Origin of the sequence: Allokutzneria multivorans (assembly GCF_039537405.1) — a bacterium.
GTDB classification, from domain to species: domain Bacteria; phylum Actinomycetota; class Actinomycetes; order Mycobacteriales; family Pseudonocardiaceae; genus Allokutzneria; species Allokutzneria multivorans.
This window is the reverse complement of record NZ_BAABAL010000005.1, coordinates 1,078,990-1,096,904: the sequence shown is the minus strand read 5'-3', so window position 1 is coordinate 1,096,904 and position 17,915 is coordinate 1,078,990. Positions and strand designations below refer to the sequence as shown.

Below are 17,915 nucleotides of genomic sequence, written 5' to 3'. Positions count from 1 at the left end.
ATCGTCAACCACTGCACACCCCGCTGCTCGGTGAGGGTGTGCCGTCGTTGAAGACGGTGGGGGCGGGGGTTTGTGGGTCTTGAAGACCGGCGAACCCGACGACTTGCAGGACAAGGACTAGTGCTCAGGCGCTGAGCAGGACCAGCCCGGCGCGTTGTGCGCGGACGGCGGCCTCGGTGCGGCTGCGCACGTCCATCTTGTGCAGCACGCGTTCGACGTGCTTGGCGACGGTCTTCGGCGAGATCAGCAGCGCGGTGGCGACCTGGACGTTGGTGCGGCCGTCGACGAGCAGGGTCAGCACCTCCAGCTCGCGCACGCTCAGCCCGAACGGCGGCTCGGCGACCTCCTCCAGCACGAGCACGCGGTCCTCCCAGCGCGTCGTGGTGACCGCGTGCAGCACGCCGCCGCCGGAGTGCCACCAGAACCGCTGCGGCAGCTGCTGCCTCGCGTAGCGCGCCAGCAGCATCCTGACCAGCGGCGATCCCTCGGCGAGGTGTGGGCCGACCGGCCTGCCGGGCACGCCCTCGATCACCGGGCCGGGGTAGAAGCAGACGGCGTTCACCGCGTCGTCGACCTCCCACACCGGCGGCGGGAAGGACCGCGTGCGGTCGACCAGCCCGCCGAGCATGGTCTGCATGGCGACCAGCACCGCGACGTCGGAGTCGGCCGGGTGGCGGGGGTCGTCGGTGGAGATGTGCAGGTTGCCGGTGTAGACGCCGAGCCGGTTGTAGAGGCAGACGGTGACGCCCTCGGTGAACCCGGCGGGCAGGAAGACCTCCTGCGCGGAAAAGGTCTCCCGATACGGAAAAGGCGTGTCCCGCCAGCGCAGCGGCCGGTTGTTCACCTTCCGCATGTGCTCGTAGGCGGGATCGTTGCGCACGAACCACGAGTCGAGGTGGTCGAGCACGTGAGCCGGGTAGTCGATGTTGACGAGCGACTTGTGGTCGACGTCGAAACCGTGGAAAGTCGAGAGGCTGGACGCCGCGTAGGGAACGACCTTCCGCAGGCCCGCGAGAATCTCCTGCGCCTTCTCGGAGGAACCGGCCGAGCCGCCGAGCACGGCGCCGGCCTCGATCAGGAAAGCGATCTGATCCTCGCGCATCCCCACCTCCCCCACGAGGGTGCGTCAGGCTACTTCGAGCCCCCCACCAGCGCAATGGGCACTTGAGCCCATTGGTTCACCCCACGTCGGAAAATAGCGTCTCCATCGTGTGAAAACCGGGGAACGCGGGGCGGAACACCCCGATGTGGGGACGGTGGCAGATGTCGGACGAGAGCTCGGACGAGAACTATGACGCGGACTTCACAGCGAGCATGATCCGCTTCCGGCCGGGTGCGCTGGTGATCGCGAGGGCCATCACCGGGGACCGGTACGACGCCGAGGACGCCGTTCAGGCCGCATATCTGCGAGCCTGGCGAAAACGCCACCAGCTCAGCGATCTCGATGCCGTCGGCCACTGGCTCGCGACGATTGTGCGGCGTGAGTGCTACGCGTTGCTGCGAGCGAAGAAGAAATGGGCGGAAGTCCCACGGGAATCGCGAGAACCCCGAGCGAACGCGTGCGATCCGGCCGAGGTCGTGACGGCGGGCGAGGCGCTGAGCCGGTTGAGGCGCGCGTTCTCCCGGTTGCCGAGCACCGACCAGCTGGTCTGGCACCTCAAGGTGCACGAGCACTTCCGGCACCGGGAGATCGCGACGATCCTGCACAGTTCCGAGGGCGCGGTCGGCGCCCGGCTGCACCGGATGCGGACCACCCTCAGGGAGGCGCTGGCATGAACGCCCTGGAGCTACGCGAGCCAGGCTCCGAGCGCCGGGTTCCACTCGGTCACGGTGGTCTTCACGATCACGCCCGCCTTGGTGTAAGGATCAGCGGCGAGGTGTCCCCGGAGCTCTTCGGCGTCGGAGGTGTCGAAGACCACGATGCCGCCGGTGTCGTCGGCGAGCGGCCCGGCGGCGAGCACGATCCCGCGCTCGGCGAGCGCGCCGAGGTGCGCCCGGTGCTCGGGGCGGGCGGCGTACCGCGTGTCCCGGTCCGCGCTGTACTCCCACTGCACGACGAAGCGCGCCATGACGGCCCTCCTACCTCGGATGATCTCCCGCCGAACGCTAGACCACTGCGCTGAGTGACCGACCGACTGTGGAAGGTCACGTTTTCTGGGACTTCTCCCAAGCTGGTTGCCACGGAGGTGACCAACCTCGGTACGGTCGTCGCGTGGTAGGGGACGACGCGCGGGGCCTGGGTCAACAATCCGGTCCGAGGCCGGTCACCGTCGAACAGACGGTTGAGCGGACACTCGGCCACATCAGGGCGCTCGACCCCGATGACCGCCAGGGCGGGAGCACCCTCACGCTGGAGGACCTCTACCGCCAGCACCGCATGCGCCTGGTCCGCCTCGCCGTGCTGCTCGTCGACGACGCCGCGACCGCGGAGGACGTGGTCCAGGAGGCGTTCACCGGGCTCTACCGCAACTGGTCCGGCCTGCGCGACGGCGCCGCGGCCGTCGGCTACCTGCGCACCGCCGTGGTCAACGGCAGCCGCTCCGTACTGCGCCGCCGCAAGACCGCCCGCGAGTACCAGCCGCCGCACATGATCAACGCCAGGTCGGCGGAGTCGCTGGCCATGCTCACCGCCGAGCACCAGGCCGTCGTCGCCGCGCTCGGCCAGCTGCCGCCGCGCCAGCGCGAGGTGCTGGTGCTGCGCTACTACGGCGGCATGTCCGAGGCCGAGATCGCCGAGTCCACCGGCATCTCGCGCGGAACGGTGAAGTCCACCGCGAGCAGGGCGCTCGACGCGCTCCAGAAGATCATCAAGACCTGAGGCCGCCCGGAAAGGTCTAGACCAAGCACCGCCCGGTACCGCAGGATGCCAGGGTGTCCAGCTCACATGCGGTCGTCGCGGTCGACGTCGGCGGTACCGAGATCAAGGCCGCCCTCGCGCGCGGCCCGGTGCCGTCCGTGCTCCGGCAACTGCGCCGGGCCACGCCGAAACTCGCCGACGGGACCGCGACCGCCGAAGCCGTGGTGGCGGAGGTCGCCGACATCGTCGCCGTGCTCAGCGAGGGCGAGCGCCCGGAGGCGGTGGGCGTCGTCGTGCCCGGCATCGTCGACGACGAACGGCGGGTCGGCGTGTTCTCGGCGAACCTGGGCTGGCGGGACTACCCCTTCGGCGAGGCGCTCGCCGCGAAGATCGCCGGGCCGCTGGCCTTCGGCCACGACGTGCGCGCGGGCGGACTCGCCGAGGCGCGGCTCGGCGCCGGTCAGGGCTTCGACGACCTGGTCGTGCTGCCCATCGGCACCGGGATCGCGGGCGCGCTGATCATCGGAGGTCGGCCGCACTCCGGCGGCGGCTACGCCGGGGAGATCGGCCACCTGGTGATCGCCGACGGGCCGGAGTGCGCGTGCGGGCAGCGCGGCTGCCTCGAACTCATCGCCTCCTCCTCGGCCGTCGCCCGCCGCTACACCGAGCGCAGCGGTCGCACGGTGAGCGGAGCGATCGACGTGGCCACCGCGCTGCGGGCGGGCGACGCCGACGCCAAGCTGGTCTGGGGCGAGGCGGTGGACGCGCTGGCCAGGGCGATCACCCAGCTCGCGACGCTGTTCGCCCCGCAGGCCGTCGTGCTCGGCGGCGGGCTGGCCATGGCGGGGGAGCTGCTGACCGGACCGCTCGGCGCGCGACTGGACGAGCTGATCACCATCCAGCGACGGCCCGAGCTGCGGCGGGCGGCGCTGGGCGACCAGGCCGGGTGCCTCGGGGCGGCGCTGATGGCCATCGAAGCGCGGGAGGGCCGATGAAGCTCGTGGGCGGCAGGGTCGTCACTCCGGACGGGGTGCTCGACCCCGGGTGGCTGCGCGTGGCGGGCGGGCGGATCGCCGCGCTGGGCGCCGGGACCGGGCCGGAGCTGCCCGGCGAGGACGTCGTGGACGTCACCGGCCACTGGATCGTCCCGGGCTTCGTCGACATCCACTGCCACGGCGGCGGCGGCGAGTCCTTCTCCACGCTCGACGGCGACCGGATCGCGCACGCCGTCGCCGCGCACCGCAAGCACGGCACGACCACGATGCTGGCCAGCCTCGTCACTGGCGAGATCCCCGAGCTGGCCAAGCAGGTCGCCGCGCTCGCCGAGGCCACGAGGGACGGTCTGGTCGCGGGCGTGCACCTGGAGGGACCGTTCCTCTCGGCCGCGCGGTGCGGCGCGCACGACCCCGCGTTGCTGCGCGCGCCGGACCGCGACTCGGTGCGGACGCTGCTCGAAGCGGGAGACGGCGCGGTCCGCATGATCACGCTCGCGCCCGAGCTGGAGGGAGCCGTCGAGGCGGTCCGGCTGCTCGCCGACAACGGCGTGATCGCGGCGATCGGGCACACCGACGCGACGGAAGCCCAGGTCAGGCCAGCCGTGGACGCCGGGGCGACGGTGGCGACGCACCTGTTCAACGGCATGCGCCCGCTGCACCACCGCGAGCCGGGACCGATCGGCGCGCTGCTGGACGACGAGCGCGTCACCGTCGAGCTGATCTGCGACCTCGTGCACCTGCACCCGACCGCGGTGCGGCTGGCCGCGCGGCACGCCGGCGCGGGGCGGACCGTGCTGATCACCGACTCGATCTCCGCGTCGGGCATCGGCGACGGCGTCTACGAGCTCGGCGGGCTCCAGGTCACCGTGCGCGACGGGGTGCCGACGCTGGCCGGTGGCTCGCTCGCGGGCAGCACGCTGACCATGGACGCCGCCTTCCGCAACGCCGTCGTCAACGCCGGGCTGAGCATGTCCGACGCCGCGTTCGCCTGCTCGACGCGGCCCGCGAGCCTGCTCGGGCTGTCCGGGGAGACCGGGGCGCTGCGCGCGGGGCTCGCGGCCGACCTCGTGGTGCTGGACGCCGACCTGCGCCTGCGCTCCGTGCTGCACCGCGGCGGGTGGGTGGACCCGGCGGCAGCCTGACCCCGCTACCTTGGAGGGATGGGCCAGGGAGACGATCCGGAGCGCTTGCTAGCCGAAGCGCTGCGGGCGCAGGCCGCCTCCACCCCGGCGAGCGGGTCGAGCGGCGTTCCGACCGAGGCCGCCCTGCGCGCGATCATGGGCACGGGGCCGACCGAGCGCGTCGACTCCGAACCGCCGACCGTGCGCACGGACGGCGAACGGGCTCCGCTGCGGGCGAGGACGCTCCTGCTGCTGGCCGTGCTGCTCGGGCTGGCGGTCGGGACCGTCGCCGGGCTCGTGTCCGTGCTGTGACCCGAATCTGTATCGTGGTCGCTCGTGACGACCGTTTTGCCCGCTCTCGCAAGCACCACGACCGAGATGGCGCTCTTCGGCATCAAGTGGCTCGACCCCGAGTACATCATCACCTCGATGGGCCACTTCGCTCTGGTGGGGATCTGCCTCATCGTCTTCGCCGAATGCGGTCTGTTCGCATTCTTCCTGCCCGGTGACTCCCTGCTGTTCGTCGCGGGCCTCTTCGTGGCGAGCGGCGCGATCAACACGCCGATCTGGCTGGTCTGCCTGCTGATCACGCTGGCGGGCATCCTCGGCAACGTCGTCGGCTACGCGATCGGCTGGAAGGCCGGTCCAGCCCTGTTCGACAAGCCGAACTCCAAGATCTTCAAGAAGGACTACGTCGACAAGACGCACGAGTTCTTCGAGAAGTACGGCGCGCGGGCGATCGTGCTGTCCCGGTTCGTCCCGGTGGTGCGCACCTTCATCACCGCGCTGGCCGGTGTCGGCAGGATGGACCCGAAGAAGTACTTCACGTACTCGATCATCGGCGGTATCGCGTGGGGCGCGGGCATCACGGTGCTCGGCTACTCCCTCGGCGGGGTCGCGTTCGTGAAGAACAACCTCACCGCCGTGCTGCTGGCCATCGTCTTCATCTCGATCCTGCCGATCATCATCGAGGTGATCAAGGCGCGCAAGGAGAAGAAGGCCGAAGCGCGCGAGGCCGCCGACTCGACGCAGATCTTCGAGACCTACCGCGACTGAGCGTGCAACCCCTTGGTGATCACGCCCGTAAGTAGGGCGTGATCACCAAGATGAAGCACCGTCTCGCCGCCAGCGCGCTGGGCGCCCTCGCGGCGGTCTCCCTGCTCACCCCGCCCGCCTCCGCCGCTCCCGCCGACTCGACCTCGCCCCGGATCGGCGTTGACGCCGGGCGCGTGGTTCCCGCCCCGTCGGCCGCGGCGCGCTTCGGCGAGGTGCCCGACATCCCCTGGCCGCCCGCCGGGGTCGTCCCGCCCAAGCACTCCGCCGACAAGCTGCGCGAGTTCGGCGCGGCCATGAGCAACCGCCTGACGAAGTCCTTCCCGGAGGTCGTCACCGAGGCGAAGGACCTGCGGTTCACGCCGTGGAGCGGGGAGTGGGAGGGCGTCATCCACGACGGCCAGGACTACCTGACCACGTGGGCGGTCTACCACGACAAGATCGGCCGCACCGCCACGGCGTACCAGATCGAGGCACCCGGCCACTTCACGCCGTCGCCGCGCAAGTGGTGCGAGGACAACGCGCCCACCTCCTGTACCGGGACCAAGCTCGCGGACGGCTCGCTGGTGGTCAACGCGGTGGTGACGTACGAGACCAGCCAGGGGCCACGGCGCATCGAGTGCGCGCTGCACTACCGCCTCGACGGCAGCGTGGTGTGGACCTCGGCCTACGACTACGACCCGATCTTCGACGAGCACCAGGGACCGATGCGCAAGGAGATCGCGCTGACCACCGCGCAGCTCACCGCGCTGGCCACCGATCCGGCCCTGCACCTCTGACGGGACTCCTCGACCTCAGCTGAACATCGACCCCGGGTTGAACACCGACCCGGGGTCGAGCGCCCTCTTGATCGCCCGGTGCGCCTCGATGCCGACCGGGCCGATCTCCTTGGCCAGCCACTCGCGCTTGATCTTGCCGACGCCGTGCTCACCGGTGACGGTCCCGCCGAGGCTCAGGCCCACCTCCAGGATCTCGTCGAAGGCCTGCTGCGCCTTGGCGAACTGCTCCGGCGAGGACGCGTCGTAGACGATCGTGGGGTGCATGTTGCCGTCGCCCGCGTGGCCGACGACGGCGATCATCAGCCCGCAACGCGCGCTGATCTCCTCGCAGCCGCTGATCAGCTCGCCGATGCGGGTCCTGGGCACGCACACGTCGTCGGTCAGCCAGGAGCCGTAGACCTCCAGCGCGTTCAGCACCGCCCGCCGCGCGGTCAGCAGCATCCGGCCCTCTTCGAGGTCGGTCGTGGAGTACGCCAGCTCCGCGCCGGAGTCGGTGCAGATCTGCTCGATCGCGGCCAGCTCGCGCAGCGCGGCCTCGCCGCCGGAGTCGGACTGGCAGATCAGCAGGGCCGCGCTGCCCGCACCCGCGCCGACCTCGGTGTTGAGGTGCTGCTCGACGGCCTTGATCGAGGCCGCGTCCATGATCTCCATCAGCGACGGGACCAGGCCCTCGCGGACGATCCGGCTCACCGCGGCTCCGGCGGCGGCCGTCGAGGAGAACGACGCGACCATGGTGCCCGGCGCCTGGGGCAGCGGGCGCAGCGCGAGGGTGGCCTTGGTGATCACGCCGAGCGTGCCCTCGCTGCCGACGAAGAGCTTGGTCAGGTCGTAGCCCGCGACGCCCTTGACCGTGCGCCGCCCGGTGCGCAGCACGTCGCCGTTGGCGAGCACGACCTCCAGGCCCAGCACGGAATCCGTGGTGACGCCGTACTTCACGCAGCACAGGCCGCCCGCATTGGTGGCGAGGTTGCCGCCGAGCGTGCACCAGTCGTAGCTCGACGGGTCCGGCGGGTAGAACAGCCCGTGCTTCTCCACGGCCTGCCGGAGGTCGAGGTTGATCACGCCGGGCTCGACCACGGCGAGCCGGTTGTCCGCGTCGATCTCGACGATCTTGTTCATCCTGGTGGTCACGAGCACCACGCAGCCGTCGATCGCGTTGGCCCCGCCGGAGAGCCCGCTGCCCGCACCGCGCGGCACGATCGGCGTCCCGGCGGCGGCGCAGGCCATGACGACCTGGCGCACCTGCTCGGTGTCCGACGGCAGCACGACGGCCAGCGGAGAGCCGACCGGCGCCAGCGGCATCATGTCGCGGCTGTAGCCGGCGGTGACGTCCGGATCGGTCAGCACCCCGTCTGCTCCGATGGCGGCTTTGAGCTGGTCGATGAGGGCGGCGGTGTCCACGCACCGACCGTAGACCGAGGCGCCCCGGCTCGGCGAGGGCTCTTCAGCGCAGTTCGTAAAGATCGTTGTCCGACACCGCCGCCGTGCGCCCACCGAAGACCTTCGCGGCGCGCTCGGCCGCTGCCTCCGGCGTCATCGCGGGGCCGACGTGGGTGATCAGCAGGCGCTTCGCCCCGCCACGGCGCGCGGCCCCGCCTGCGTCCTCCGGCGTGCAGTGGACCTCGGTCGGATCGTCGGAGTCGGCCTCGCAGAGCAGCACGTCCGCGCCCGTGGCCAGCTCGTCCAGCGCGGCGCACGGACCGGTGTCGCCGGAGTAGGCCAGCACCCTGCCGTTGTGCTCGGCGCGCAGCCCGAACGCGGGGATGCCGCCGTGGTGCACGGCGCGGCTGGTCAGGCTGAGGTCGCCGAGGTCGATCTGATGGCCGTCGTGCAGCTCGTGCTCGTCGAAGACGGCGCTCATCGCGGCCACCTGCGAGTTCGTCAGGAACGCTTCGAGCCGCCCACCCCAGCCGACGGGACCGTAGACGGGGATGCGGCGCTGCGGGCGCAGCTCGGAGAACGCCAGCGCGTAGTAGGCGGAGGCGAGGTCGGCGAAGTGGTCGGCGTGCAGGTGCGAGATCCAGATCGCGGTCAGCTGATCGGGGGAGACGTGGCGCTGGAGGTTCGCCAGCGAGCCGGGGCCCGCGTCGACCCACACGGCGTTCTCCTCGGTCCGCAGCAGGTACCCCGAGCAGGCGTTGTCCGGGCGCGGATAGGGCGTTCCCGCGCCGAGGACGGTCAGGCTCAACGAACTGCTCACGGAGTCCTCCCGTCCGGTCAACCAGGAATTCACTGATGACCGCTCGCGGGTCCACGTAGGGTCGACGAGGTGACGGCGACGCAGACCCTCCTGGCCTGGGACCCGCTGGGGACCGGCGGCCCGGTCCTGATCTGGGCCGTGGTCGTGAGCTTCATCTTCGCCGAGTGCGCGCTTGTCATCGGGCTTTTCCTACCCGGCGACTCGCTGCTGTTCACCGCCGGGGTCCTGCTCGCGCAGCAGGGGCTGCCCGGCAACGCGTGGGGGCTGGCCATCGCGACGACGCTGGTCGCGATCTGGGGCAACGACGTCGGCTACCGGATCGGTGTGCGCACCGGGACCCGCGTGCTGGCCCGCGAGGGCGGCAAGGTCCTGAACAGGGAGAACCTCGACCGGGCTCGCAACTTCCTTGACCGCTACGGGTTCTGGGCGATCGTGGCGGCCCGCTGGCTGCCGTGGGTGCGCACGCTCGCGCCGATGATCGCGGGCGCCGCGCGGATGGACCGGGGCCGGTTCTTCTGGTCCTCGGTGATCGGCTCGATCACCTGGGCGCCGCTGCTGATCCTCTTCGGCTACTACGCGGCGGGCCTGCTGGACCGGCACCCGTGGCTGAAGGTCGTGGCGATCGTGGCGTTCCTCGTCGTGGTGCTGACCGGGACCGTCTACGGCGCGATCCGCTTCCGCCAGGACATGAAGCGCCCCATCGACGAGTCCGCGTCCTCACCAGACCGAACGTGACTCCTCGCCGAACTTGAGCAGCGTGGCGCGCGAGGGCCGCACGAACATGTGCCCGACCGCGAACCCGAGCACGCCCATGAACAGGTAGACGACCGGCTCGAAGTAGGTCAGCGGGTTCGTCGGTCCGGGCACGAACGCGATGAGCGCTGCGCCGACCACGACCCCGCCGAGGCAGGCGACCAGGGCGTTGCGGGTGCTGCGGGCTCGGGCGACGACGAGCCGTTCACCGTCGAGGCACCCGCGCGCCAGCAGCAGCGTCACGGCCAGCGCGAGCACGAACAGCGGCGGGACCGCGATGACGACCGCCGTGATCGGGTCGGTGCGCTGCGAGAGGATCGAGCCGACGAAGCGCAGGAACCCGTACATCAGCGGCGTCGTGACGAGCAGCGTGACACCCATGATCACCGTGCCGCTCCGGAAGCGGCGGACGAACAGCGGCGGCAGCGGGACGCGCGGGTCGTGCGGCATGTGCCTGCGACGGAACCGAACGGGTCCGCGTTCCATCGAATCCCGGCGAAAAGATGAAAAAGACAGCTTCATCAAGGGTAGATCAGGAATTCTTGACGACCACCGAACGAGGCTGCCATCTTTTTTCAGAACAATCAGGAAGGGCAAGCAGAAAGAAGAAGCCCATGCGCTCTCAACTGAGGACCGCCTTCCTCGTCGTGCTGGCGATCGCCGCGCTCGGTGCGCTGGCCCTGCCCCCGGCGGGCGCGGACACGCAGGTCAGCGTCACCAGCCAGCAGTGACCGGCATTCTTTTCTAGAGAACTGAGTGAACGCAAAGGTCGGCACGCGACATTGTTTCAGCTACCCGAACCGCGTTCGACTGATCCGAACCCAGAGCTCGTTCTTTCGCTTCTTCGCGGGTACGGCCATAACGTTCGTGCCGCGCGACGAGCCTGCTGAGCCGGACGTCCTCGTCGGGCGCCAGGAACCACACCTCGTCCAGCACCCCGCGCAGCCGTGACCACGGCTCGTCGCCGAGCAGCAGGTAGTTCCCCTCGGTGATCACCAGTGGCACGTCGGCGGCCACCGGGACCGCGCAGGCGACCGGCTCTTCGATCTCGCGGCGGAACTCCGGGGCGTAGACCGTCACCCCGGGCTCCGCCCGCTTCAACCGGCCCAGCAGGTCGAGGTAGCCGTGCGCGTCGAAGGTGTCCGGCGCGCCCTTGCGCTCCGCCCGGCCGAGGCGCTCCAGCTCGCGCTGCGCCAGGTGGAAGCCGTCCATCCCGACCAGTACCGCGCGCTCGCCCAGCTCGGCGGCCAGCCGCTCCGCCAGCGTCGACTTGCCCGCCCCCGGAGCGCCGGTGATGCCGAGCAGGCGCCGCCCACCCGGCTCCACCAACGTCGCCGCTCGCGCCAGGAGGTCAGCGAAAGCGGTCACCGGTAGACCTCGACCAGCTCGCCGCCGTCCTCGGAGAGCCTCAGCGCCCCGGTGATCAGCCCGACGACCTCGTTCATCGTGCGCTCGCGCGGGGACACCACGCCGACCCGCTTGCCGAGGCGGTGCACGTGCACGCGGTCGGCGATCTCGAAGACGTGCGGCATGTTGTGGCTGATCAGCACCACCGGCAGACCGCGGTCGCGGATGCGCCGGATCAGGTCGAGCACCTTGGCCGACTCCGCGACGCCGAGCGCGGCGGTGGGCTCGTCCATGATCACCACGCGGCTGCCGAAGGCCGCCGCGCGAGCGACCGCGATGCCCTGGCGCTGGCCCCCGGAGAGCGTCTCCACGGCCTGCGCCATCGACTTGATCTTGATGTCGAGCTCGCCGAGGATCCTGGCCGCCTCCTCGCGCATGCCCTTCGCGTCGAGCAGCCGGAACACCGTCCCCAACGGCCCTGACCTGCGGCGCTCCCGGCCGAGGAACACGTTGGTCGCGATGTCCTGGGCGGGCGCGAGCGCGAGGTCCTGGTAGACGGTCTCGATCCCGTGCCTGCGCGCGTCCAGCGGCCCGGAGAACCGCACCGGCTCGCCGTTGACGCTGATCTCGCCCTCGTCGGGCACCACCGCGCCGGAGAGCGCCTTGATCAGGCTCGACTTGCCCGCGCCGTTGTCGCCGACCACCGCGAGGACCTCGCCGGGCAGCAGGTCGAAGTCGGCGCCGTCGATCGCGGTCACCTTGCCGTAGCGCTTCACCAGCCCCCGGGCCCGCAGCACCGGCACCTGCTCGCTCATCGCTGCTTCCTCCTGGAGAACCGGTCGACCGCGACGGCGACGATCACCAGCACGCCGGTGGCCACGTCCTGGTAGAGGCTGTCGATCCCGGCCTGGGTCAGCCCCGAGCGCAGCACAGCGACGATCAGCGCTCCGACGAGCGTGCCGATCACGCTGCCGCGCCCGCCGAAGAGGCTGGTCCCGCCGAGCACCACCGCGGTGATCGAGTCGAGGTTGCCCATCTGGAAGGCGTTCGGGTCGGCGTTGGGCACGCGGCCGAGCGCCTGCCAGGCCGCGATCCCGTAGACCAGCCCGGCGACCACGTAGACGCTGAGCACGGTGCGCCGGGCGTTGATGCCCGACAGCCGCGCGGACTCCGGATCGTTGCCGACCGCGTAGACGTGCTTGCCCCACGCGGTCTTCGTCAGCGCGTACCAGGCTCCGCCGAACATCAGCAGCGCCAAGCCCATGCCAACGGTGACCTCGATGTGGCCGAACAGGTACTGCCGGACGCCGAGCAGGCCGAGCACGTCGTCGGTGACGGGGTAGCTGCGGCCCTCGGCGTAGATCCGGCTGACCGCCGTGACGATGGTCAGCATGCCGAGCGTGACGATGAACGGCGGCAGGCTCGCGCCCGTGACGATGCCGCCGATCAGCGCACCGATCGCCACCGCGGCCGCGATCCCGGTGATCAGCGCGACGGTGCCGGAGACCCCGCCGACGACCAGCTTGGCCATCAGCAGGGTGCCCAGCACGGCCGTCGCCGCGTTGGCGAGGTCGATGCCGCCGGTCAGGATCACCAGTGTCTGGCCGAGCGCGAGCGTGCCGACCACCAGCGACTGCTGCACGATCAGCGAGAGGTTGTCGCTGTTGAGGAAGGTGTTGGTGGTCAAGGAGAACACCAGCACGGCGGCCACCAGCGCGATGGCGGGACCAACGGCCGGTGTGCGCAGGATGAACTCGGAAGTCTTGGCGCGCAACAGGATCAGCCCCAGCAGTTCTGAAGACCCCAGGCGGTGTCCTTGGAGTCGATCCCCGCGACCGGCTTGTCGGTGATCACCACGGAGCCGGTGTTGACGAAGCCGCCGGGCTTCTTGCCGGACTTGGTGAACTCCACCGCGGCCTGCACGCCCTGCTCGGCCATCTTCTTCGGGAACTGCATGACCGTGACGGCGTACTTGCCGTCCTTCACGTCCTGGACGCCCTGGCAGCCGCCGTCGATCGAGCCGACCAGCACCTGCGCCGCCCTGCCCCGAGCCGCCAGCGCCGCGTAGCCGCCACGCGCGGCGGGCTCGTTGATCGTGTAGACGGCGTTCACGTCGGCAGCGCGCTGGAGCAGGTTCTCCATCGCCTGCTGGGCCTTGTTCTGGTCGCCGTTGGTCGACTCCTTGCCGAGGATCTTCGCGTCGCCCTCCGCGATGCCGATGCCCGCGAGGAAGCCGCGGTGGCGCATCTCGTCGACGGTGCCGCCCGGCGAGCCGTCGAGCATCAGCAGCTTCGGCTCCTTGCCCGCGAGCGCGGCCTTCACGTAGGCGCCCTGCGACTTGCCCGCTTCGAGGTTGTCGGTGGCGAAGGTGGCGTCGACGGCGTCCTTGGGCTCGGTCTCGGTGTCCAGCGCGATCACCAGGATGCCCTTCTCCCTGGCCTTCTTGATCGCGCCGAGGATGCCGGTGGAGTTGCTCGGCGTGATCAGGATGGCGTCCACGCCCTGCTGGACCAGGTTCTCCAGCGCGGCCACCTGGCCCTCGTTGTCGCCGTCGAACTTGCCCGCGAGCGCGACCAGCTCGGCGCCGTCCTTCTTCGCCTGCGCGCTCGCCGCCTCGCGCAGCGCCACGAAGAACGGGTTGCTGTCGGTCTTGGTGACCAGGCCGACCTTCGTCTTGCCGTCGTCGTTGCCCCGCCCGGTGTCCCCGGCCTTCTGGCTGGTGCACGCGGTGGCCACGAGTGCGAGTGCGGCGGCCGTGAGCACGACGGCGCCTCTGCCTAGGGGACCTCGTCGTCCCATGGGTGCCTCCCGGTTGGGCGGGTTGGTGGCGGGACGCTAATCCCGGCCGGGCCCGGGTGCCAAGCGTTTGCGCAAACGCTTGGCACGGGCGCACCCTGGGGGACGTGGTCACGATGCGGGACGTCGCGCGGCTGGCCGGGGTCTCGATCACCACGGTCTCCCACGTGGTCAACGGGACCAGGCAGGTGGCCGAGGCGACCAGGAAGCGGGTGCTCGACGCCGTCGCGCGCACGGGCTACACCGGCAACGCCATCGCCAGGTCGCTGGTCACCGGCGGCACCAGGACGCTGGGTGTGGCGATCTCGCTGGTCGCCAACCCGTACTTCGCCGAGCTGATGCAGGCCATCGAGGGCGAGGCGAGCGCGGCGGGCTTCACCCCGCTGCTGATCGACACCCACGACGAGGCCGACGCCGAGCACGCCGCGGTGCGCGCGCTGCGCTCCCGCCGGGTGGACGGGCTGCTGCTGACGCCGTCGCACCGGGCCAGCGCGGCCGTGCTGCCGGAGCTGCGCCAGCTCGGGGTGCCGACGGTGCTCGTCGACCGGCTGCCCGCGGACGGCCAGTTCGACCAGGTCGGTCCGGAGAACGTCGGCTCGACCGCCGCTCTTGTCACCCATCTGGCCGAACGTGGACATCGCCGGATCGGGTTGGTCAGCGGGGCCACCGGGCTGACCACGAGCGCCGAGCGGACGCAGGGCTACCTGCTCGGCCTGCACCGCGCGGGTCTGCCGAGCGACGAGGCGCTGATGATCTCCGGCGAGTCCCGGGTGCTGCCCGCCTCCGGCGCTCTGCGCGAGCTGCTCGCCCTGCCGCAGCCGCCGACCGCCGTGGTCGCCGCGAACAACAACATGCTGGTAGGAGTCCTGCGGGCGGCCCGGGAGCTGGGCGTGCGGGTCGGCGAGGACCTGGCCGTCGTCGGCTACGACGAGGTCGAGTGGGCCGAGCTGGTGGACCCGCCGCTGACCACGATGGCGCAACCCATCACCGAGATCGGGCGTACAGCGGTGCGGATGCTGCTCGCCCGGATCGCCGATCCCGGACGCCGGCCGCGCACCGTCCGGCTGCCCGCGAGGCTGATGCACCGCCGCTCCTGCGGCTGCGCATGATCGAGACGCCGCTAAGGTCCGAGCCTGCGGCCGTGCGAGAGGAGGACCAGTGATCATTCCCGGCCTGGTGTCGGTCACCTTCCGGCACCTCGACGTGCCGAGGGTCGTCGAGCTGGTCACCGAGGCGGGGCTGTCCGCCGTGGAGTGGGGCGGCGACGTGCACGTCCCCTCCGGCGACGTGGAGACCGCCGAGCTGGTGCGCGCCCAGTGCGCGAGCGCGGGCATCTCGGTCGCCGGCTACGGCTCGTACTACCGCGCGGGCGCCTCCGATCCGTCCGAAGTGGACAGAGCGCTGCGCACCGCCGTCGCGCTCGGCGCGCCCAGGGTCCGGGTGTGGGCGGGGACCTGGGGCTCGCGGCAGATCACGCCGGGCAAGCGCGCCGAGGTCGTCTCCGCGCTGCGCCTGTGCGCCCGCGCCGCCGCCGAGGAGGGCGTGGAGGTGGCGCTGGAGTTCCACCGCAACACCCTCACCGACACCCTGGAGTCCACCCAGCGGCTGCTCGCCGAGATCGACATGCCGAACGTGACCTCGTACTGGCAGCCGCGCGGCGCCCAGGACACCAAGGAGGCCGTCGACGAGGTGCGCGCGCTGCTGCCGCGACTGCCCACCGTGCACGTGTTCTCGTGGGGCGCCGGGTGGGGCGAGAACCGCCTCCCGCTCGGCGAGCGCGCGGACCTGTGGGAGGCGGTGCTGCCGGAGCTCGACGACGACGGGGTGGACCGCTACGCCCTGCTGGAGTTCGTCCCGGACGACCACCCCGCCGCCTTCCGCCGCGACGCCGGCACGCTCCTCGGCTGGCTCAACCGCCTCGGCTGAGCCCGCTCAGCGCCACTTCTCCGGGCGTTCGTAGGTCCGAGCCCCGGCACTCACCGCATCGGGCAGCAGGGACGCGGCGAGATGTGCTCGGCTGATGAGGAAGGGCACCACGTTCGGCGGGAAGGTTCTCGACGGTGGTTGCCGACCGGGCGGGCACGCGAGGTGGATCGTTCGCTCCGGAGCGATCTCCGCAGAAGCAACGATGGCGGGGTTGAGGTCGCTGTCGGTGGAGATCAACACAGACGTGTCTCCGTAGCCCTCGGCCGCGTCCTTGACCATCGCCACGGCCAATGCGACGTCCGTCAACTTCTCCTCGTAGGTGCGAAACGCGACAGGGGGGTCGCACGCACAGGTCCAGCGGTCCCCGCACGAGCGGCACTTGAAGGTCTTCTTCTGGTACCGGCCTCGGACCACCTGCACTTCTGGTCGGTGCGCGGTGAGCGCGGCGAGGTAGGTCTCCTGGCGTCGAGCAGCATCCGGTTCACCAGCGACGATTGTGGTGAAGTACCGAACGGCGAGGATCTCGTCCTGTGCCCGGATCTGCCGCGCGAGCGCGAACCAGTCCAGCCACAGGAACTCGCGGCCGTACTTGCTGCGGATGCCGTGGTAGGCGTTCATGCCGTCCACGTAGAGGACGGCGCGACCCACGCGAACCTCCGGGTTGAATAGCCGGGCTGAGGGCGGTTATCCTATGACCTAACGACGTTGGTCACGGCCAACAGGGTGGCCCCCTCGGGGGCCACATTTTTTGCCCTCAGCCCGACCCGCTCAGACGCCCAGGGCGCCGAGGAGCAGCGGCAGGGAGTTCTTGAGCTCGCGGCCGTAGTAGGGCCAGGCGTGGGTGCCCTTGCCGTAGAAGTTGGTCTGCACCTTGCCGCCGGAGAGCGCCAGCCTGGTCGCCACCAGCTGCGACATGCCCTCGATCGTCTTCTCCCGCACGTCGAAGCCGGTGCCGGGCGCGTCGAGCGGGCCCGCGTCGCCGTTGCCCGCAGAGAGGTAGACGGGGATCTTCCTGAGGTTGTCGGTCAGCGCGGCGGGGTTGTGCTCCGCCCAGGTCTGGGAGTCCTTGACCGGGTCGCCCCACAGGCCGTTGGGGTCGAGGCCCGCGCCGAGCAGGACGGCCTGCACCGACGCCGGGCCGAGCATGAACAGCTGCGTGTCCACGGTGCCGCTGTAGGAGGCCGCCGCGGCGAACGTGCCGGGCCTGCGCCCCGCGTAGGACAGCGCGCCGAAGCCGCCCATGGACAGCCCGGCGATCGCGCGCTTCTTGCCGCCGCCGTACTTCTTCTCCACCAGCGGCAGGACCTCGTCCAGGTGGAAGTCCTCCCACCTGGGGCCGCCCGCCTGCTTCCAGTTGCTGAAGTACCCGGCCTTGCCGCCGATCGGGGTCACGACGATGACCTTGCGCAGCTCGGCGTAGTTCTCGATGTCGGTCTTCTGCACCCAGCTCTCGTGCCCGTCGCCGTCGCTCCAGCAGCAGCCGCCGAGCAGGAGCAGCACCGGCCAGCTCTGGCCGGGCTTCCTGGTGTCCCAGCCGTCGGGCAGCAGCAGCCGGACGTTGCCGTTCTGGCCGATCGCGGGGGAGCTGACGCTGATGTCGAGCGTGCGCGAGTCGACGCGCTTCTCCGACACCACCGAAGCGGCAGGGGCCGCCGTCGCGGGCACGGCCAGCGCCGAGGGCAGCGCGACCGCCAGTGCGGCGAAGATCGTCAATAAGCGCCGGATCGGCTTTCGCACGCCGGTCCTCCTCAAAGTCAATTAGGGGGAGGACATGCTCTCGATCTACCGCCGGTGCTGGACAGAGCACGTTAAGTAATTTGTCAATCGAATCCGTTCGCAGTGCGCAAACAACTAACGAGTCGGTTACTCGCGAGTAAGCTCGGGTAACCCATCGGGCGTGCGCACGGGCGTGCGAGGCTGGGGCCGAGCCCCGGCCGCGCGCGGTGTGGAAAACAGTGGACAAGCTGATACATAAGCCACATGTGGCAGGGCTCACGGATCACACCTTTGCCGTGTCAGGATGGCGGCAATGCGATCCGTCATCGTCGACGGGGCGACACCCACCCGATCCGGTGGGCGCTCACACCCCGACGGCGTAGTCGTGCCGTACCGCCACAAGCGGGAGGTGCGGCGTCAACCACGAGGAGA

21 protein-coding genes are annotated in these 17,915 nt (G+C 70.7%); 10 read left to right on the top strand and 11 right to left on the bottom strand.

What is annotated here, in order from left to right:
* Positions 1 to 124: 124 nt before the first annotated feature.
* Entirely contained in the window at positions 125 to 1,102 is a 978-nt protein-coding gene (locus ABD798_RS09165; protein WP_344872624.1) for a response regulator transcription factor, read from the bottom strand.
* 161 nt (positions 1,103 to 1,263) lie between these two features.
* On the opposite strand from ABD798_RS09165, the gene ABD798_RS09160 reads away from it, so the two are divergent.
* Positions 1,264 to 1,776, top strand: a complete 513-nt coding sequence (locus tag ABD798_RS09160; protein ID WP_344872622.1) for an RNA polymerase sigma factor — start codon at positions 1,264 to 1,266, stop codon at positions 1,774 to 1,776.
* A gap of 11 nt (positions 1,777 to 1,787) precedes the next feature.
* Here the strand turns inward: ABD798_RS09160 and ABD798_RS09155 are convergent, their stop codons facing one another.
* Positions 1,788 to 2,069, bottom strand: a complete 282-nt coding sequence (locus ABD798_RS09155; RefSeq protein WP_344872620.1) for a YciI family protein — start codon at positions 2,067 to 2,069, stop codon at positions 1,788 to 1,790.
* Between the two features lie 143 nt (positions 2,070 to 2,212).
* On the opposite strand from ABD798_RS09155, the gene ABD798_RS09150 reads away from it, so the two are divergent.
* The 6 genes from ABD798_RS09150 (at position 2,213) to ABD798_RS09125 (ending at position 6,745) form a co-directional block, all read left to right on the top strand.
* Positions 2,213 to 2,818, top strand: a complete 606-nt coding sequence (locus tag ABD798_RS09150; protein ID WP_344872618.1) for a SigE family RNA polymerase sigma factor — start codon at positions 2,213 to 2,215, stop codon at positions 2,816 to 2,818.
* Positions 2,819 to 2,871: 53 nt separating this feature from the next.
* The gene (locus tag ABD798_RS09145) at positions 2,872 to 3,792 is read left to right on the top strand and encodes an ROK family protein (protein WP_344872616.1); all 921 of its coding nucleotides are present in this window, start codon (positions 2,872 to 2,874) and stop codon (positions 3,790 to 3,792) included.
* Positions 3,789 to 4,934, top strand: a complete 1,146-nt coding sequence (gene nagA, locus ABD798_RS09140; protein ID WP_344872614.1) for an N-acetylglucosamine-6-phosphate deacetylase — start codon at positions 3,789 to 3,791, stop codon at positions 4,932 to 4,934. The genes ABD798_RS09145 and nagA overlap by 4 nt, the downstream gene beginning before the upstream one ends.
* An 18-nt stretch (positions 4,935 to 4,952) precedes the next feature.
* A complete protein-coding gene (locus tag ABD798_RS09135; RefSeq protein ID WP_344872612.1) occupies positions 4,953 to 5,225 on the top strand; it encodes a hypothetical protein in 273 nt (90 codons plus the stop codon).
* 66 nt (positions 5,226 to 5,291) lie between these two features.
* Positions 5,292 to 5,969: a DedA family protein gene (locus ABD798_RS09130; protein ID WP_344872953.1), complete on the top strand. Its 678-nt coding sequence runs from the start codon at positions 5,292 to 5,294 to the stop codon at positions 5,967 to 5,969.
* Positions 5,970 to 6,007: 38 nt separating this feature from the next.
* The gene (locus tag ABD798_RS09125) at positions 6,008 to 6,745 is read left to right on the top strand and encodes a hypothetical protein (RefSeq protein ID WP_344872610.1); all 738 of its coding nucleotides are present in this window, start codon (positions 6,008 to 6,010) and stop codon (positions 6,743 to 6,745) included.
* Positions 6,746 to 6,760: 15 nt separating this feature from the next.
* Here ABD798_RS09125 and ABD798_RS09120 read toward each other — a convergent pair whose 3' ends face one another.
* Positions 6,761 to 8,146, bottom strand: coding sequence for an FAD-binding oxidoreductase (locus tag ABD798_RS09120; RefSeq protein ID WP_344872608.1), 1,386 nt, complete (start codon positions 8,144 to 8,146; stop codon positions 6,761 to 6,763).
* Positions 8,147 to 8,189: 43 nt separating this feature from the next.
* The gene (locus ABD798_RS09115) at positions 8,190 to 8,945 is read right to left on the bottom strand and encodes an MBL fold metallo-hydrolase (RefSeq protein ID WP_344872606.1); all 756 of its coding nucleotides are present in this window, start codon (positions 8,943 to 8,945) and stop codon (positions 8,190 to 8,192) included.
* Positions 8,946 to 9,014: 69 nt separating this feature from the next.
* Between ABD798_RS09115 and ABD798_RS09110 the strand changes: the two genes are divergently transcribed.
* A complete protein-coding gene (locus tag ABD798_RS09110) occupies positions 9,015 to 9,680 on the top strand; it encodes a DedA family protein (RefSeq protein WP_344872604.1) in 666 nt (221 codons plus the stop codon).
* On the opposite strand, the gene ABD798_RS09105 is transcribed toward ABD798_RS09110, so the two are convergent.
* The 5 genes from ABD798_RS09105 to ABD798_RS09085 all read right to left on the bottom strand — a co-directional run bounded on the left by ABD798_RS09105 (position 9,663) and on the right by ABD798_RS09085 (position 13,844).
* Positions 9,663 to 10,148, bottom strand: coding sequence for a hypothetical protein (locus tag ABD798_RS09105; protein ID WP_344872602.1), 486 nt, complete (start codon positions 10,146 to 10,148; stop codon positions 9,663 to 9,665). The two genes, ABD798_RS09110 and ABD798_RS09105, sit on opposite strands and share 18 nt — an antisense overlap.
* 294 nt (positions 10,149 to 10,442) lie before the next feature.
* The gene (locus tag ABD798_RS09100) at positions 10,443 to 11,066 is read right to left on the bottom strand and encodes a nucleoside/nucleotide kinase family protein (protein ID WP_344872600.1); all 624 of its coding nucleotides are present in this window, start codon (positions 11,064 to 11,066) and stop codon (positions 10,443 to 10,445) included.
* Positions 11,063 to 11,860 (bottom strand): ATP-binding cassette domain-containing protein, encoded by a 798-nt coding sequence (locus ABD798_RS09095; protein WP_344872598.1) that lies wholly within the window; start codon positions 11,858 to 11,860, stop codon positions 11,063 to 11,065. Before ABD798_RS09095 ends, ABD798_RS09100 begins: the two co-directional genes overlap by 4 nt.
* On the bottom strand, positions 11,857 to 12,819 hold the full coding sequence (locus ABD798_RS09090) for an ABC transporter permease (RefSeq protein WP_344872596.1): 963 nt from the start codon (positions 12,817 to 12,819) through the stop codon (positions 11,857 to 11,859). The genes ABD798_RS09095 and ABD798_RS09090 overlap by 4 nt, the downstream gene beginning before the upstream one ends.
* Positions 12,820 to 12,824: 5 nt before the next feature.
* Positions 12,825 to 13,844 (bottom strand): substrate-binding domain-containing protein, encoded by a 1,020-nt coding sequence (locus ABD798_RS09085; RefSeq protein ID WP_425549182.1) that lies wholly within the window; start codon positions 13,842 to 13,844, stop codon positions 12,825 to 12,827.
* A 113-nt stretch (positions 13,845 to 13,957) separates the two neighbouring features.
* On the opposite strand from ABD798_RS09085, the gene ABD798_RS09080 reads away from it, so the two are divergent.
* The gene (locus ABD798_RS09080; RefSeq protein ID WP_344872949.1) at positions 13,958 to 14,950 is read left to right on the top strand and encodes a LacI family DNA-binding transcriptional regulator; all 993 of its coding nucleotides are present in this window, start codon (positions 13,958 to 13,960) and stop codon (positions 14,948 to 14,950) included.
* A gap of 49 nt (positions 14,951 to 14,999) precedes the next feature.
* Positions 15,000 to 15,767: a sugar phosphate isomerase/epimerase family protein gene (locus ABD798_RS09075; protein ID WP_344872594.1), complete on the top strand. Its 768-nt coding sequence runs from the start codon at positions 15,000 to 15,002 to the stop codon at positions 15,765 to 15,767.
* A 6-nt stretch (positions 15,768 to 15,773) separates the two neighbouring features.
* Here ABD798_RS09075 and ABD798_RS09070 read toward each other — a convergent pair whose 3' ends face one another.
* A complete protein-coding gene (locus tag ABD798_RS09070; protein ID WP_344872592.1) occupies positions 15,774 to 16,415 on the bottom strand; it encodes an NYN domain-containing protein in 642 nt (213 codons plus the stop codon).
* A gap of 120 nt (positions 16,416 to 16,535) precedes the next feature.
* Entirely contained in the window at positions 16,536 to 17,504 is a 969-nt protein-coding gene (locus tag ABD798_RS09065; RefSeq protein ID WP_344872590.1) for an alpha/beta hydrolase, read from the bottom strand.
* Positions 17,505 to 17,915 lie beyond the last annotated feature (411 nt).